Here is a 15641-nt window from a genome sequence, read left to right as displayed (position 1 = left end):
CAATTCCGCAAAGCAGATGCTTGGATCATCGAAGCAATTTGTTCATCTGGCGGTGCTCTCGCAGTGCAACGAGAGCGAGCATGCGTTGTAAGAAGTCATTGAGCTGCGATCTCGAGCCCGTTGCATGCACGTGATCTCATCCAGCGCATGCAGATCAATGTCGTTCGTGCGCTGCACACATCATATTGGTTGTGTGCTCTCTCCCATGGGATCACGGCGCCACCAGTTCCACGCGCCGGTTCAGCGCGCGGCCGGCGTCCGTTGCGTTGGAGCCGACGGGCGCCAGCAATCCGACGCCGGCGGTGCGCAGCCGCGCTTGCGCAATCCGGAAACTCTTCACCAGTTCCGCCGCGACCGCCTCCGCACGCCGCTTCGACAGATCGAGATTGTACTCATAGGCGCCCTGGCTGTCGGTGTGGCCGACGATGAAGACGTTGAGCTGAGGCTGGCTCGTCAAGAGCTTTGCGATCTGCTCCAGCGTCGGGCGGCTCTCCGGCTTCAGCACCGCCTTGTCGGTGTCGAAATAGATGCCGTAGAGCGCGATGTGGCCGGTTTCGCCAAGACCTTTCGCCATCGCTGCGGCGTCGACCATCTTGTTGGCGATGGTGCCCAGCTCGGCGATCGTGACCTGCGCGGTGATGTCCTGGTTGTTCTGGCTGACGATGACGCTCGCATAGGTCTCGCGGCCGCCCTCGGTCTTGCGGCCGGCAAAATAGCGATAGTTGAAGCCGTCGACCCACATCTGGGGGACCGGCAGCGTGTCGATGGACTCGGTGAAGGGAATGGCGCCGCAGGCGTCGGTGTCGCAGGCCAGCAGGGTCTCGTAGCCGGCTTTCGCCAGCTGCGTCTCGAAATTGCGGGAGACTTCGAGGATCGAGGGGCCGGGATTGGTGCGGTAAGCGATGCGGACAATGCGGCCCTCGAGCCGTCGCGCGTCTGTCGGCTGACCATCCCTGAAGGCGGCGGCCTGCATCCGCGTCGCGTCAAAATCCTTCACGACATAACCGGTGATGACGCTGCCGGTGAAGCGGCCGATGCCGGGATAGTCGCGGCTGCCTGCGACATCGCGCGTCTGCGCGGAGGCGGCCACGGTATGGAGCGAGAGCAACGCGAGGACAGCAAGCATCCGGCGGGGAAGGGGCATGGTCATCTCGATCGGTTTGGGGGACGGGGCGAGCGCTGCCCTTTAGTCGCGCGCTCGGCCTGTTCGGTTCTGGCGGGATCGGTTCAACCGGAGCAATCCGCCGACGGGGTGCGTGGCGCGAGCAGCAACTCACGCCAGAGTCTGCGATGCTGACACCATATGCCTGTTTTGCCCGACGGGTCAACTGGAATTCGGAAAAGGCGTAGTCGGTCGTCGCGCGCCTACGGTGCATGGGGTTGTTTTGCGATTTTCGTTTCGGCGCGGCCCCGAGATGATCGGCTGCGTGCCGCTTTGACGCGAATCCAGTTCCCGGGCATGATCGCCCGCCACTTTCCGCGCATTGTGCCTGAGGATTTCCCCGCATGTTGAGATACGCGCTCGCCGTCGCTTCCATCGTTTGCCTGGCCGGCGGTTCGGCCGAGGCCGCGCGCTGCGGCGGCGACTTCAACAGCTTCGTCGCCGGCATGACGGCGGAGGCGCAGGCCGCGGGCGTGTCGGCGGGCGTGACCAGTGCGGCGTTCAGCGGCATCACCCAGGACGGCGCCGTGCTCGCCTTCGACCGGCGCCAGCGCTACACCTTCAACAAAAGCTTCGAGCAGTATGTCTCGACCCGCGTCGGGCCCGGCCGCATCAATGGCGGTCGCGCACTGCTGCAGCGTCATGCCGCGCTGCTCTCGCGCATCGAGCAGCAGTTCGGCGTGCCCCGGCAGATCCTGGTTGCGATCTGGGGGCTGGAGAGCGATTTCGGCAAGGGCGACATGGGCAAGCTGCCGGTGATCCGCACGCTTGCCACGCTCGCGCATGATTGCCGCCGCACCGAGCTGTTCCAGGGCGAGCTGCTCGCCGCGCTCAAGATCGTGCAGCGCGGCGACCTGCCGCTGCGCGATCTCATCGGCGCCTATGCCGGCGAGATCGGCCAGACCCAGTTCCTGCCGTCGTCCTACATCAAGTATGGCGTCGATTTCGACGGCGACGGCCATGTCGACCTCCGCCACAGCGTCGCCGACGTGCTCGCCTCGACCGCGAACCTGCTCCACTCCAACGGCTTCAAGATGGGCCAGCCCTATGACGAAGGCTCGGCCAATTTCGACGCGATGCGCGAGTGGAACAGGGCTGTGATCTACCGCAAGACGATCGGGTATTTTGCAGATCGGCTGGTGGGGCAGTAACCACATATTCGCTGTCATCGCCCGCGAAGGCGGGCGATCCAGTACGCCGCGGCGGCTCGATTCTAACCGCGATGTCTCGGCGTACTGGATTTCCCCGCTTTCGCGGGGAATGACGGCGGAGAGTGAGGCTGCGGCGTCACGCAACTGACCTGTTACTACTTCCCCTTCGCCATCCTCTCCAGCTTCCGCTGCAACGGCGCCCAATACGTCCCCGGGCGGAAGCGCTGCAGGATGTCCATGAACCTGGCATCGTTGCCGATCAGGATGCGCGGCTCGTTTCGCTCGATGCCCTTGATGATGCGCAGCGCCGCATCCTTTGGCGTCGTCCGCGCCGCGGTCTCGAACCGGTCGATCATCTGGGCGCGGCGGGCGTTGTCGGTGACGCCAACGCCGGTGCGCGATGAGCGCGCGATGCTCGTGGCGACGCCGCCGGGATGCACCACCGACAGTTTGACGGCACTCCCCGCGACCGCGAGCTCATGCCGCACGCTCTCGGAAAATCCGCGCACTGCGAATTTCGCCGCCGCATAGGCCGATTGTCCGGGCGGCGCGATGATGCCGAAGATCGAGGAGACGTTGACGATATGCGCCTCTGCCCGCGTCTTCAGATGCGGCAGGAAGGCGCGGGTGCCGTGCACCACGCCCCAGAAATTGATGTCGAACAGCCAGTCCATCTGCGCCTGGTCGATCTCCTCGAACGTCCCCATCAGCGCCACGCCGGCATTGTTGACGAGGATGCCGAGCGCGGGATGCGCTGCGATGGCCTCGCGCGCGAATTGCGCGATGTCGGCGGGCTCGCTGACATCGACGCGATGCACACTGATCTTGCGCTGTCCGCCGATCTCGGCGGCGAGCGATTTCAGCCCAGCCTCATCGCGATCGGCGAGCGCGAGGTCGCAGCCGCGTTGTGCAAGCTCGATGGCGAGCGCACGGCCAATGCCGCTTGCCGCGCCCGTGATGGCGGCCGCGCCGCGAATCGTCGTCATGATGCCTCCCGTCAACCCCGAACAGGGGAACTACGATGTACATTTTTTCAGATAGGAACCGAAACCTAAATCGGGTTCCATCTTTAACATACGATACTTGAACGGCGGCAAGCAGCATTGGGAGCCACCGATGGGACAATCCAAACCGTTTACGGCCACAGCCCTCATCGTCGAAGACGACGCCATGCAGCGGGAGATGCTCAGTCTGCTGCTCGAAGAAAGCGGGTATCAGGTCATCCAGTGCGAGAGTGCGGAGGCCGCCGAGCGAGTGCTGGACAAGAGCGCCGGCGCACTCTGCCTGATGCTGACCGACGTGCAGCTCGCCGGCCGCATGAACGGCGTCGAGCTCGCGCACGTCGCCAAGGACCGCAATCCGAAGCTCGACGTCGTCGTCACGTCCGGCCGCCCCCTGAGGCAGCCACTGCCTGACGGCGCAAAATTCTGGGCCAAGCCCTGGGCGCCGCTCGACGTCCTGCGCGAAGCCGAGATCGCCCAGCTGAACTGAGGCGCGTTCGCGCTTCGGTTTCCTGTCCGGCGGCGTGGCTGACCGGGTCGTGACTTCTCGGCAAACGGCAGGGGTGCTAGGGACAAGGCATGTCCTGGTCCTTCCTGCTCACCTCGCTCATCGTCGTCGCCTCGCCCGGCACCGGCGTGCTCTACACCCTGGCTGCGGCGTTGACCCGCGGCTCGCGCGCCAGCGTGGCGGCGGCTTTCGGCTGCACGCTCGGGATCGTGCCGCACATGGTCGCGGCGATGCTCGGGCTCGCCGCCGTGCTGCACACCAGCGCGCTCGCCTTTGCCGCGCTGAAATGGTGCGGCGTGGCCTATCTGCTCTACATGTCCTGGCAGGCGCTGCGCGAGACAGGTGCGCTTGCGGTCGACGGCGAGATCAAGGAGCGCTCCAGCGGCCGGGTCATCGTCACCGGCTTCCTGATCAACATCCTGAACCCGAAGCTCTCGATCTTCTTCCTCGCCTTCCTGCCGCAGTTCATCGCGGCGGACGAGGCGTCCGTGCTGGCGCGGATGCTGGAATTGAGCGGCGCCTTCATGGCCATGACCTTTGTCGTGTTCGTCGTCTATGGCCTCTGCGCGGCGTCCGTGCGCGAGCGCGTCATCTCCCGTCCCGGCGTGATGGCCTGGCTGCGCCGCTCCTTTGCCGCAGGCTTTGCGCTGCTTGGCGCCAAGCTCGCGTTCGCCGAGCGGTAGCCAATAAAAAAGCGGGCCTTGCGCCCGCGTCTTTCAGACTTATCCGGAGCCCGGGCAGAGCGAGGCTCCACCCGGGCGAAATCAAAAGAAGCTGCGTTACTTCTTCTTCGCAGCCTTCTTGGCCTTCTTCTTCGTCGCCTTCTTCGCCTTCTTCGCTTTCTTAGCCATAGGATCCTCTTAAGGGTTAATGGTGAAACGCGACACGAGGAACGCTCGGCGGAGGGCCAGCCTCGCAAAATCCTCGATGACGAACTCAGCAGATTCGCGCGTCCATGCCCCGCGCTGTCACATCTGTGTCATTACGTTATCCACAGCTCAGATGCATTTTTGGGTGATTTCGGGCCACGAATCCGCATCGCAGAGCGTGTCGACGCGACCGCGATGCACGCCGGCGACGTGCCTAACGATCTGATAATCGAGACGCGTCGTTCATGAATCCAAAACCAAGGGCGCGTTTTGGACGAACGAAGTGAGGTTCCGTTAAGCGCAATCCGCGCATGATCCTCCGCAAGAACACGGGGACGGGTCATGGACGAGTTTCTGCCAGTGACAGGGGGCGGGACGCTGCGCGTATCGCGGGCGCCATGCTGAACGTACCGACACTTTGGATGGTCTTCGTCGTCAACTTCTCGGCGCTCGGCCTGATCTGGGCCTATGTGACGCGCTCCTATCCGAAATTCGAGGCTGCACGGTACTGGATGGCGTCGGCCTTCGTCGGCGCCGCCGGCTCGCTGACGGCGCTGGTCCGCCTGTTCGTCGATTCTCCCATCCCGCTTGTGTTCGGGGCCGCCGGCATCATGGCGGCGAGCTGCCTCGCGGCCATGGGCATTCAGCGCTTCTACGACCGGCCGGTGCATCTGCGCCTTATGCTGACGACGGGGATCCTGAGCCTCGCCGGCGTCGTGGTCTTCATGGTCGGTTTCGACCAGATGCAGCTGCGCATGCTCTTCTACACGATGGGGCAAGGCCTGCCGCTGGTGCTGTCGCTGCGGCTGTTGTTGTCGCCGCCCGAAGGCCGCGTCAGCCCCGGGGCGCGGCTGTCGGGCATCGTGATCCTCAGCATCATCGGGATCTTCGTGATACGCGCGATCGGCAACATGCTCGGTTACGATTTCTCGGCGAGGGCGGGCGGCCAGACCCACGCTGTCATGGTGCTGGTGCTGCTCTTCCTGTCGATGACGCTCAATTTCGGTTTCCTGCTGATGGCGATGGACCGCTTGCGCAACGAGGTCGCCGACCTCGCGCTGCTCGACGATCTCACCGGCGTCGCCAACCGCCGCCATCTGTTGCAGCGGTTGTCGGAAGAATGCGCCCGCTCGGAGCGCAGCGGCGAGCCGTTCTCGCTGTTGGTGATCGATCTCGACGGCTTCAAGACCATCAACGACACCTATGGGCATGCCGCGGGCGATGCCTGCCTTCAGCACTTCACCCTGATGGCGCAGACGCGGCTGCGGCCCGGCGACATGCTCGCCCGCACCGGCGGCGACGAGTTCTGCGTCGTGCTGCCGTCCTCCTCCATGCGCGAGGGCGCGCTGATCGCCCGCCGCATCCTCGAGGTCTGCCGCCAGGATGCCGCCGGCTGCGCCGGCAACGACATCCCGATCGCGATCTCGATCGGCGTTGCGGAGTGGGACCGCGGCATCGGCCAATTCCCGGATCGGCTGATCGCCCATGCCGACCATGCCCTCTATGCCGCCAAGAAGAACGGCAAGAACGATTTTGCGGTCTATGATCCCGCCCCGCCACTCTCGCCCGAGCCGGTCGAAGCCGCGCGCAAATTCGCCTGAATCCTGCTAGGCTCGGGGTCTCTTGTTGGATCCCCGTAATGCTGTCCCGCCTTGTCGCGGCAATTCTCGCCGCCGTTCTGATCGCTCCCGCCGCCGCAATGGACGCCGAGCTCACAAGGCTCGCGCGCAGCACCGGCACGCCCGACATTCCCGGGTTGAAGATCGTCTGGCTCGCGCCATGGGGCGATGTCGCCAACGCTCATGCCTGGCGCAATATCATCGTGCATCAGACCGAAGGGCCGACCGGCTCGGCGCGCGGCGGCGCGCAAGAGCAGTCGAAGAACCCGACCCGGCGCGGCGTGATGGTCTGGGTCGAGACCGATGGTACGGTCTACTGGTCGGTCGCGGACAATCTGGTGCCGACCCACACCGACGGCGCCAACCGCAACGACAACAAATACATCGACAACAGCGTGACCTATCATCAGGTCGTGCGCGACAATTCGATCGGCGTCGAGTTCGCCGGCAACTATCCCGATGTTACGATCGGACCGACGGCGGCACAGGTCGCGGCCTGGAAGATCCTGGTCCAGGTCCTGCGCGCGCGTTACGACATCCCGCTCGACCACGTTTACGCCCACAACTGGATCGACTTCAAAGACGCCCGCTATTGCGAAGGCTGCTGGCTCGCGACGCTGGCGCGGACCTGGGGCGAGTGATCTAGCGGGCACCGGAGTTCGAAAACCTCCGGTGCCCGACAGCATCGTCATCCCTGGGCCGACCGAGCCTTCCCCTGTTCAAGGAAATGCCTTGGGAAGATCGGCCGCAGGCTTCGTGACAATCTGGTGCGCATCGCGCCAGATCACCTCGCGCTGGCGTGAGGTCGTGATCACGCGCACCGGCAAGCCACCTTCCTCGAGCAGCCAGGCGCAGTAGCGCGCGCGGCTGACGGCCTCGCGTGCCCTGGGATCGAACCAGCAGATGCCCCAGATCGAATCGCGCCGCTTGAAGTGCCGTGCGATGCGCCCGGGCAGCGGCAGATGCTCCGCGAACCAGGTGAACTGGTCCGAGAGTTCGTGCCGGATCCAGTCCGGACAGTTGTTGCGCTGGATGTACCAGGACGCGCGAAAGAAGCCGCTCTCCACGCGGCTGTCCGGGTGGATGAGCGGTGTAACGAACCGCAAATACATGACGACACGGCGCGACGCATTGTTGCGTCACGCCCCTCGTAACCAGATGGATGAATGGGAAGCGGCCGCGAAAGCCGCGTTCAGCTCAGGACCGGCTGCCGATCAGAGATGGGCTGCGGTCGGAACGTATCGATCTACAAATCATGCCGCCTCCCTCGAAAGCGCTGAACAAAAAAAGGCGCGACGCCGCGCCGGGGCGGCAGCACATACACCAGCAGGCGTGCTGCGACAAGCGAGATTGATTGGAGTGATCGTTGCGCGCCGAAATGACAGGCCTACACCGGCTGCGCCATCCAGCCGAAGAAGCGCCGGATCAGTCCCGGCTGCTCCGGCAATTCCGGCGACTCGTCTGCGGCGAGTACGCGTTTGAGGAAGTAGTCCAGAAACACCATGTCGTTCGGCTCGGTGACGGTGAATGTCTCCTCGCCGAAATAGACGCTGTAATTGAAGAAGAACGGGCCCATGATCGGGATCGTCGCGGTCGAGGCATAGTCCTTGGAGATCACGAACTCACTGGGATCGAGCCCGTGGTCGCGCATCGCCTGCTCGACCAGCGGCAGCTTGCGCATGAACTGGGCGGAGAAGCCGCCGACGGTGGATTGCAGGATGATCGACACGGTGTGTCCGTTCTCTGGATGAGGCCCGACAAGATTGGGTCGGTTGACCCGTCGCGTGCGTTCAAGATGCCCGCCGGCGTGCCCCGCGACCATGCTGCAGCTCACACACAACAAAAAAAGCCGGCGTTGCCGCCGGCTTTTGTCTTGTCTCGATCCGCCAATTCGTGGGTCGCGAAAGCCCTCGGTTAGTGAGCGGCTTCCAGCGCGGCCTGTTCGGCCCTTGCGATCGTGCCCTTGACCGCGGACTGCACCTTCTCGAAGGCGCGGACCTCGATCTGGCGGACGCGCTCGCGCGACACGCCGAACTCGGCAGCAAGGTCTTCCAGCGTCATCGGCTCATCGGCGAGGCGGCGGGCCTCGAAGATGCGGCGTTCGCGCGGGTTGAGCACGCCCATGGCGCCGTTTAGCGCGTCCCGGCGTTCGTCATACTCCTCGTGCTCGGCCAGCAGGGCTTCCTGGTTGGGCGAATTGTCGACCAGCCAGTCCTGCCATTCGCCGGCTTCGCCGTCGTCGCGGATCGGAGCATTGAGCGACGCGTCGCCACCGAGGCGGCGGTTCATGTCGATCACGTCCTGATCGGTGACGCCGAGACGCTTGGCAATGATCTTCACCTGGTCGGGGCGGAGATCGCCCTCGTCCAGTGCGTTGATCTTGCTCTTCGCCTTGCGCAGGTTGAAGAACAGCTTCTTCTGGTTCGCGGTGGTGCCCATCTTCACGAGCGACCAGGAACGCAGGATGTACTCTTGAATCGACGCCTTGATCCACCACATCGCGTAGGTGGCGAGACGGAAGCCCTTCTCGGGCTCGAAACGCTTCACCGCCTGCATCAGGCCGACATTGCCTTCCGAGACGACCTCGGAGATCGGCAAGCCGTAGCCGCGATAGCCCATGGCGATCTTGGCCACGAGCCGGAGATGGCTGGTGACGAGTTGGTGTGCAGCGTCGCGATCATCGTGTTCGCGCCAACGCTTGGCGAGCATGTACTCCTGCTGGGGTTCCAGCATCGGGAACTTGCGGATTTCGCCGAGGTAGCGGGAAAGGCCGGATTCTCCATTGAGGACCGGCAGAGCAGCGGTACGGGCCATTGTTAAGCCCTCCAAAGGTTCAGGCCCCCGATAGCGGCGGGCCAGGCAGACGACCGCTTGGTTAAAGCCGGCCGTAGCTGCGATGTTCCGCGTTGGTCATTTCCAACGCAGGCGCAATATACCCCATCGGGGGTCAAAAAGGGAAGGATTGCTGACGTCACGTCCCCGTGTGGCAGCTATAACTTTTTGTAAGGTAAGGGTTTTCTCAAAGCCCCTGCGTCATAGCGCCGCTTTCAGAGCGCCTTCCAAGAGAAGCAAATCCTCCGGCAGGCTCGCCTCCCAGTGAAGAAGTTCTCCGGTTCGGGGGTGTTCGAGTACCAGCAAATAAGCATGCAAGGCCTGCCGCCCAAGCGCCGTTAAAGCCGCTTGCGACTCGGGGCCAAGCTGGTTCGCCTTCGTTTTGAAATGCGGGCCATAGACCGCGTCGCCCATCAGGGGGTGGCCGATATGGGCGAGGTGGACGCGGATCTGATGGGTGCGCCCGGTCTCGAGCTCGCAGGCCAGCAGCCCCGCGATCGGCTTGCCGTCGCGGCCCGCAAAACTTTCCAGCAGCTCCCAATGCGTCACCGCCTCGCGGCCGCCCTGGCGCACCGCCATCTTCTCTCGCGCATGGGGGTGACGGTCGATCGGCGCGTCGATTGTGCCGCGATGCCGGCCGGGCAGTCCCCAGGCGAAAGCCATATAGCCGCGCCGCATCGGCCCGGTGCGGCCGTGGTCGGCGAATTGGGCGGTCAGCGAAGCATGCGCCAAGTCGTTCTTGGCCACCACCATCAGTCCGGTGGTGTCCTTGTCCAGTCGGTGCACGATGCCGGGCCGGCGCACGCCGCCGATGCCCGACAGCGAGCCTCCGCAATGGGCAATCAGCGCATTCACCAACGTACCCGTCTCGTGCCCGGCGGCGGGGTGCACCACCAGCCCCTTCGGTTTGTTGATGACGACGATGTCGTCGTCCTCGAATACGATATCGAGGGCGATATCCTCGCCCTTCGGCTCCGGCGGGGCCGCCTCCGGCACGTCGATTATGATCGTATCGCCGGATGCGACGTGATAAGCGGGGTCGCGGACCTCGGTGGCCTTCAGGCTCACCGCGCCGGCCAAAATCAGGGCTTTGAGCCTTGATCGCGACAGGTCGGGAAGGCGCGCCGCCAGCACGCGGTCGAGCCGGGCCGAGCCCTCGTCGCCTTCGACCGTGACCTCCAACCGTTGCGCTGAGCCTGAGCTATCCATGACGACGTCTGATACCGCTGTTCCCGAACCGACCCCCGAGCAGGCCGCGCTGTTTGCGCGGGTGCGGCGGATGATGCTGATCGCGGGGTTGACCTCGGCGCTGGCCATCTGCGCCGTCCTGATCGCGGTGGGCTACCGCCTTTTCAGGTCGGAGGGAAGGGCAGCTGAGCCATTGAGCGACATCACGGCCACCCTGCCGAAGGGCGCAAAAATCGTCTCCACCGGCGTGGCCGGCGACCGCCTCGTGGTCACTCTCGATATCGGCGGTGTCATCGAGATCCGAACCTTCGATGCGCACACCTTGAGGCCGGCCGGAAAGCTGAAATTTGCCAATGAGCCGTAAAACGGCAGTTCAGTCCTTGCGGCCGACAAATTTCGAGGCTATTGGCTAGCCCTCACGCTCCCTTCGTCTAGCGGTTAGGACGCGGCCCTCTCAAGGCTGAAACAGGGGTTCGATTCCCCTAGGGAGCGCCATTTCTCGAAGTCACCACCCCTCCGTCTCGATTTGGTTGTTCCTCCCGCGGGGTGAGCCTGTGGCCTTGGCGATCAACATTCGCGCCGACAACAGTTCAGCGGACGAGATCGAGCGGCTGTGGGATCAGGTTGGCGCGTTCGAGGCCACGCCGTCGATGCGTGCGCTCGGCTACCGTCCGCATTTTACATTTGCGATCTATGACGGGCCCGCGATCGACGAAGAGGCCGCATGGGACGCCATGCAGGCAGCCGTAGCCGGCGAAACGCAACTGCGCATCCATTTCAAGCGCATTCGGTGGTTCGAAGGCTCTCCGCTTGTGCTCTGGGCGGAGCCGGCGGTCGACGAGGTTCTGGCTCGCATCCATGGCGCTGTCAGCGCGGCAATCGATCCAGCACATTGTCGTCCTCATTACCGGCCCGGCGCATGGGTCCCGCATTGTACGCTCGGCACGGCCATCGCCGACGAACGGCGCAACGATGCCATCGCCTTTGCGCGGGCGTTCGATCGCAGCATCGAAGTGATGTTCGACGTGGTGGATTGCGTTGTGTTCCCGCCCGTGCGGATCGTCGCCGAGCGGAGATTGGCGTCGTAGTTGGTTATCGCGTCACGACCGGGCGATCATTTTTCACCTGTCGCGATCGAGGTGATTCTCATCACAGCTGTCTTCGGCGCATGCGTGCATCCTGTTCGTGATCGCGGGATGGCCCGCGTCACCAACTGGAGACCAATATGAAACGCTCTGACGATACCGGCTTTGAAAACCGCGAGCTGTCCATCGACGAACTCGACGGCATTGCTGCAGCTGGGCTGTGGGGCTGGATCAAGCATGAAGCGGTTGCGGCCGCAAAGTGGGTTGGCTCGGAATTCGCCGCAGCCGAGAACGCAGTGGCCTCTGCTCTGGGCAACAGCCACATCAACATCACCATTCACAGGCAGAACTGAGAAGCTGCGACCTCCGGGCCCTCGGGTCCGGAGGTTTTGCACGTTGATTCCAAACCTCATTCCCGGATCAGCCGAACCACGTCCTGCCTCAGCAGATAGAACGACACCGCCAGCAGAACGACGTCCTTCATCAGGAAGGGGACGTTGCCCGTCATAGCCGGGAATCCTCCCGCAGCGACATCCCAGCCATCCGGCATGAACGGAATGATCGTGACCGTCGCGATGAAGGTGCCGGTCGAGCCGAGGGCGCCGACGACGCCGAGCCGTTTGTCCCAGAAGCCCGCGAGCAGCAGCGTCCCGAACGTCCACTCCGAGGCGCCGAGGAAGTAGCTTGCGCCAGCGTGACCGAAGACGGGATAGAGCCACCAGATCAGCGGCCCGTTGCTGATAAACGGGACCAGTCTTTCGAACTCGTACGGAAACCATTTTTGATAGCCGAAGAAGAGAAACATGATCACCATCGAGGCCCGGACGACGTGGTAGTCGAGATCTTCCGCAAGCAGGCCGGAGTTTTGCAGCGCGCGGACAAACGGATTTTGCATGTTGCCGATCATCGCGGTCATTGTCGTGATCCTTTCATTCAAGATCTGACTGGGCGGTCGCTTCACGCGATCGCGGGGAAGTCGATCTCGGTGTCGTTGATGCGGTTGAACACGTTGGTGAAGACGGTGGTCGCGAACGCCAGGCTGATCTCCACCAGTTGCCTGTCGGTGTAACCGGCAGCCTTGATGGCAGCGAAGTCGTCGTCGCTGACGGTGCCGCTGGATTGCGCGAGCTTGCGGACGAAGCGGGCGAGCGCATCGCGCTTGTCGTCGCCGGTCGCCCGGCGCTCGCGGATATTCTTCAATTCTTCGGGCTTCAGGCCCGCGAGCTTGCCGAGCAGGCTGTGTGCGGCGACGCAGTAATCGCAACCGGCGACTTCCGAGATGACGAGCTTGACGGTTTCCTGGTCGCGCTTCGATAGCGACCCCGAAGCGAGCACGCTGTCGGCGAGCAGAACGGCCTTGAGCGCATCCGGCGCATAGGCGCCGATCGCGGCAAAGGTGTTTGGCACGCTGCCAATCGCCTTCTTGATCTGACCATAGATTTCAGCGGTTGCGCCGGTCGCGGTTTCGAGATTGGGAACGGAAAGACGGGACATGTTGGCACTCCTTGGTTCGGGTTGTTGAACGATTGCGGAGTGACAATAGGGGTCGATATTGATACTTTGAATGTCGGTAAATCTCGATTATATGCTCAATAGTATCGTGATGAGACGGGCTCGGGAGAGGCCGTGATGGATTGGCTCAGCCGGCTGTTCGAGATGATGCCCGTGCGTGGGCGGCTCGACCTGCGCTGCGCCTACGGCGCGCCATGGCGCATTGATCAGGGACCGGGCGAGCCGAACGAAATTCCGTATCATGCCGTGCTGGCCGGCTCGGCCGTGCTGGACGATCCGGCCGGCGGGCGGCCGCTGAAGCTCGAGCGCGGCGACATCCTGCTGCTTCCCGGTAATGGCCGACACGTCATGCACGACGGCAGCGGGGCGGTGCCGCTGCCGGCGCGCAATCGCGCGTCGCTCAATTTCACGATCAGCGAAACTCCCGGCTCGGGAGAACGGCTCGATCTGTTGTGCGGACATTTTGCCATCGCGCCGCCGCACGACCGCCTGCTGCGCAGCTATTTGCCGCCGCGCCTCGTCGTCCATGCCGGCGCTGACGCTGGCGACGGAGACACGGCGGGTCAACTTGCTGGCCTCGTCGCCTTGATGCGTCGCGAGTCCGCGGACGATCGTCTCGGCGGCCGCGCGATGTTGAACGCGCTGTCGAGTGCGATGTTCGCGTTGGTGCTGCGGCTCGCCAGCCTCACAGACGATGCGCCGCGGGGACTGCTTGCCCTGGCCGGTCATCCGCGCCTTGCACCAGCGGTGGCCGCTCTGTTCAAAGAGCCGGCGCGCGCATGGTCGCTGCCCGAGCTGGCGCGTCTGTGCGGCATGTCGCGCGCCACGCTCGTGCGGCAATTCCAGGAGAAGCTCGGGCGTTCAGCCGCAGATCTCCTGACCGATATCCGGATGGCGCTCGCAGCGAACGAGCTGAAAAAATCTTCATCGTCAACCGGCGCCGTGGCGGAAGCTGTCGGTTATCAATCCGAAGCGGCGTTCCAGCGCGCCTTCAAAAACCACATGGGCGTCACGCCGGCACAGTGGCGCAAAAGCCAGGAATCTGGAAGGGACGTTCCTGAAAGACCCGCACCTTAATCCGGTTCGGCTGCTCCAGCATGATGCATCGGCATCCGTGGCGGTGGTCGTCGTCTCGAAAATCTGTCTCTATACCCCCGAATGCCTCCGGAGCTGCTGCCGGACCTTCGGAGGTTGGGGTGATTTGCTTGGCGGAGTGACGATATGAGCGGTTTGGTGATCTCTGGCGGCCGGGTGGTGGATCCGGCGAGCGGAATGGACGCCGTTGGCGATGTGGCAGTGGTGGACGGCAAGATCGCCGCGGTCGGCTCCTCGCTTGGCGGCGCCGAGCGGGTGATCGATGCCACCGGCCTCGTGGTCGCGCCCGGCTTCATCGATCTGCACGCCCACGGCCAGTCGATCCCCGCCGACCGCATGCAGGCGTTCGACGGCGTGACGACGACGCTCGATCTCGAGGCCGGCGTGCTGCCGGTCGGCTCCTGGTACGAGCGCCAGGCCCGAAAGGGCCGCGTGCTGAACTACGGCGCTGCCACCAACTGGGCCTTCGCGCGCATCGGCGCGATGACGGGCTCCAACGCGGAAAGTTCGCTGGAGGCGTTCGGCAACGCCATGCGTGATCGCCGCTGGATGGACAATGTTGCGACCGATGCGGAGGTCGCCGGCATTCTCGAGCGCCTCGGGTGCGGACTGAACGAGGGCGGCATCGGCATCGGCATCTTGAACGCCTATGCGCCGGGCGCCGGCGTGCAGGAGCTGACGGCGGTGTGCCAGCTCGCGGCCAGGCTGGACGTGCCGACCTTCACCCACGTCGCCTATATGTCGCGGATCGACCCCGAAAGCGCGGCGGAGGCCTATATTCGCCTGATCGGCTATGCCGGCGCGACCGGCGCGCACATGCACATCTGCCACTTCAACTCGTCGAGCAAGACCGACATCGAACGCTGTCGCGTGCTGATCGAGAAGGCACAGGCGCAGGGCCTGCCCATCACGGTCGAGGCTTACCCCTACGGCACCGGTTCGACCGTGCTGGCGGCGGCGTTCTTCAGCGATCCGCAGTTCGTCGAGCGCAATGGCACCGGCTACGATTCCGTGCAGCGCGTGACCGATGGCTATCGCTTCCACGATCGCGAGGAGCTCTTGAAGGCGCAGGCCGAAGATCCGTCCTCGCTGGTGCTCTGGCACATCCTCGACACCGAGCACAATGCGCATCACCGCGATCTGCTCGACATGTCGGTGCTCTATCCCGGCGGTGCGATCGCCTCCGACGCGATGCCGTGGACGACGTCGGACGGCAAGACCTACACCGGCGATGCCTGGCCGCTGCCCGACGATGCCACCTCGCATCCGCGCTCGGCCGGCTGCTTCACGAAGTTCATCCGCGAATGGGTGCGCGAGCGCAAGACCGTGTCGCTGCTGGAAGGCGTGCGCAAATGCGCGCTGATCCCTGCAGAGATTCTGTCGCAGAGCACGCCCGCGATGCGCACCAAGGGCCGGCTGGCGAAGGATGCCGATGCCGACATCGTGGTGTTCGACTACGAGAAGCTTTCGGATCGCGCGACATTCACGGCGATGAACCGTCCGTCGGAAGGCGTGCGGCACTTGATCGTCAGCGGTCAACCGTTGATCGCTGACGGCCTGCTGGATGTCGCCGCGCGGCCCGGAAAGCCCGTGCGCCGCCCCGTCGTCGGGGGCTGATC

18 protein-coding genes and 1 tRNA gene are annotated in these 15641 nt (G+C 64.1%); 11 read left to right on the top strand and 8 right to left on the bottom strand.

All coding sequences use genetic code 11. The features are described 5' to 3' along the window. Nucleotides 1–211 precede the first annotated feature (211 nt). A complete protein-coding gene (locus tag NLM31_RS37715; protein ID WP_254195522.1) occupies nucleotides 212–1150 on the bottom strand; it encodes an OmpA family protein in 939 nt (312 codons plus the stop codon). A gap of 356 nt (nucleotides 1151–1506) precedes the next feature. Here NLM31_RS37715 and NLM31_RS37710 point away from each other — a divergent pair, with 356 nt between their 5' ends. Then, on the top strand, nucleotides 1507–2313 hold the full coding sequence (locus NLM31_RS37710) for a lytic murein transglycosylase (RefSeq protein ID WP_254195521.1): 807 nt from the start codon (nucleotides 1507–1509) through the stop codon (nucleotides 2311–2313). A gap of 155 nt (nucleotides 2314–2468) precedes the next feature. Here the strand turns inward: NLM31_RS37710 and NLM31_RS37705 are convergent, their stop codons facing one another. Continuing rightward, nucleotides 2469–3299, bottom strand: a complete 831-nt coding sequence (locus NLM31_RS37705) for an SDR family oxidoreductase (RefSeq protein ID WP_254195520.1) — start codon at nucleotides 3297–3299, stop codon at nucleotides 2469–2471. A 130-nt stretch (nucleotides 3300–3429) separates the two neighbouring features. Here NLM31_RS37705 and NLM31_RS37700 point away from each other — a divergent pair, with 130 nt between their 5' ends. The 4 genes from NLM31_RS37700 to NLM31_RS37685 all read left to right on the top strand — a co-directional run bounded on the left by NLM31_RS37700 (nucleotide 3430) and on the right by NLM31_RS37685 (nucleotide 6951). Next, nucleotides 3430–3804, top strand: coding sequence for a response regulator (locus NLM31_RS37700; protein ID WP_254134261.1), 375 nt, complete (start codon nucleotides 3430–3432; stop codon nucleotides 3802–3804). 89 nt (nucleotides 3805–3893) lie between these two features. Continuing rightward, complete coding sequence (locus NLM31_RS37695) at nucleotides 3894–4505, top strand: LysE family translocator (protein ID WP_254134260.1); 612 nt, start codon at nucleotides 3894–3896, stop codon at nucleotides 4503–4505. 584 nt (nucleotides 4506–5089) lie between these two features. After that, nucleotides 5090–6292 carry a GGDEF domain-containing protein gene (locus NLM31_RS37690; protein ID WP_254195519.1) on the top strand — a complete coding sequence of 401 codons (1203 nt, stop codon included), beginning with the start codon at nucleotides 5090–5092 and terminating at the stop codon, nucleotides 6290–6292. A gap of 38 nt (nucleotides 6293–6330) precedes the next feature. Continuing rightward, nucleotides 6331–6951, top strand: coding sequence for a peptidoglycan recognition family protein (locus NLM31_RS37685; protein ID WP_254195518.1), 621 nt, complete (start codon nucleotides 6331–6333; stop codon nucleotides 6949–6951). A 78-nt stretch (nucleotides 6952–7029) separates the two neighbouring features. On the opposite strand, the gene NLM31_RS37680 is transcribed toward NLM31_RS37685, so the two are convergent. The 4 genes from NLM31_RS37680 to NLM31_RS37665 form a co-directional block, all read right to left on the bottom strand. Then, nucleotides 7030–7377, bottom strand: coding sequence for a hypothetical protein (locus NLM31_RS37680; RefSeq protein WP_254195517.1), 348 nt, complete (start codon nucleotides 7375–7377; stop codon nucleotides 7030–7032). Nucleotides 7378–7697: 320 nt separating this feature from the next. After that, nucleotides 7698–8039 carry a hypothetical protein gene (locus tag NLM31_RS37675; RefSeq protein WP_254195516.1) on the bottom strand — a complete coding sequence of 114 codons (342 nt, stop codon included), beginning with the start codon at nucleotides 8037–8039 and terminating at the stop codon, nucleotides 7698–7700. A gap of 185 nt (nucleotides 8040–8224) precedes the next feature. After that, a complete protein-coding gene (rpoH, locus tag NLM31_RS37670; RefSeq protein WP_234683649.1) occupies nucleotides 8225–9124 on the bottom strand; it encodes an RNA polymerase sigma factor RpoH in 900 nt (299 codons plus the stop codon). 219 nt (nucleotides 9125–9343) lie between these two features. After that, nucleotides 9344–10351 (bottom strand): RluA family pseudouridine synthase, encoded by a 1008-nt coding sequence (locus tag NLM31_RS37665; protein ID WP_254134255.1) that lies wholly within the window; start codon nucleotides 10349–10351, stop codon nucleotides 9344–9346. On the opposite strand from NLM31_RS37665, the gene NLM31_RS37660 reads away from it, so the two are divergent. The 4 genes from NLM31_RS37660 (at nucleotide 10350) to NLM31_RS37645 (ending at nucleotide 11768) form a co-directional block, all read left to right on the top strand. After that, nucleotides 10350–10694: a hypothetical protein gene (locus tag NLM31_RS37660; RefSeq protein WP_254195515.1), complete on the top strand. Its 345-nt coding sequence runs from the start codon at nucleotides 10350–10352 to the stop codon at nucleotides 10692–10694. The two genes, NLM31_RS37665 and NLM31_RS37660, sit on opposite strands and share 2 nt — an antisense overlap. 56 nt (nucleotides 10695–10750) lie before the next feature. Beyond that, a tRNA-Glu gene (locus NLM31_RS37655) sits at nucleotides 10751–10825 on the top strand. Between the two features lie 59 nt (nucleotides 10826–10884). Then, nucleotides 10885–11418 (top strand): 2'-5' RNA ligase family protein, encoded by a 534-nt coding sequence (locus NLM31_RS37650; RefSeq protein ID WP_254195514.1) that lies wholly within the window; start codon nucleotides 10885–10887, stop codon nucleotides 11416–11418. A gap of 137 nt (nucleotides 11419–11555) precedes the next feature. Continuing rightward, nucleotides 11556–11768, top strand: a complete 213-nt coding sequence (locus NLM31_RS37645; protein WP_254195513.1) for a hypothetical protein — start codon at nucleotides 11556–11558, stop codon at nucleotides 11766–11768. A 56-nt stretch (nucleotides 11769–11824) separates the two neighbouring features. Here the strand turns inward: NLM31_RS37645 and NLM31_RS37640 are convergent, their stop codons facing one another. Together NLM31_RS37640 and NLM31_RS37635 are read right to left on the bottom strand one after the other, a co-directional pair. Beyond that, a complete protein-coding gene (locus tag NLM31_RS37640; RefSeq protein WP_375143659.1) occupies nucleotides 11825–12322 on the bottom strand; it encodes a YkgB family protein in 498 nt (165 codons plus the stop codon). 50 nt (nucleotides 12323–12372) lie between these two features. Beyond that, nucleotides 12373–12909 carry a carboxymuconolactone decarboxylase family protein gene (locus tag NLM31_RS37635; protein WP_254195512.1) on the bottom strand — a complete coding sequence of 179 codons (537 nt, stop codon included), beginning with the start codon at nucleotides 12907–12909 and terminating at the stop codon, nucleotides 12373–12375. Nucleotides 12910–13044: 135 nt separating this feature from the next. On the opposite strand from NLM31_RS37635, the gene NLM31_RS37630 reads away from it, so the two are divergent. Both NLM31_RS37630 and NLM31_RS37625 read left to right on the top strand, forming a co-directional pair. Further along, a complete protein-coding gene (locus NLM31_RS37630; RefSeq protein ID WP_254195511.1) occupies nucleotides 13045–14004 on the top strand; it encodes an AraC family transcriptional regulator in 960 nt (319 codons plus the stop codon). A gap of 144 nt (nucleotides 14005–14148) precedes the next feature. Next, complete coding sequence (locus NLM31_RS37625) at nucleotides 14149–15639, top strand: amidohydrolase family protein (protein WP_254195510.1); 1491 nt, start codon at nucleotides 14149–14151, stop codon at nucleotides 15637–15639. The last annotated feature ends 2 nt before the right edge of the window (nucleotides 15640–15641 follow it).

The organism is Bradyrhizobium sp. CCGUVB4N, from assembly GCF_024199945.1.
Lineage (GTDB): Bacteria > Pseudomonadota > Alphaproteobacteria > Rhizobiales > Xanthobacteraceae > Bradyrhizobium.
Note: the sequence above shows the minus strand (reverse complement) of the source record. Positions and strands in the feature narration are given on the sequence as shown.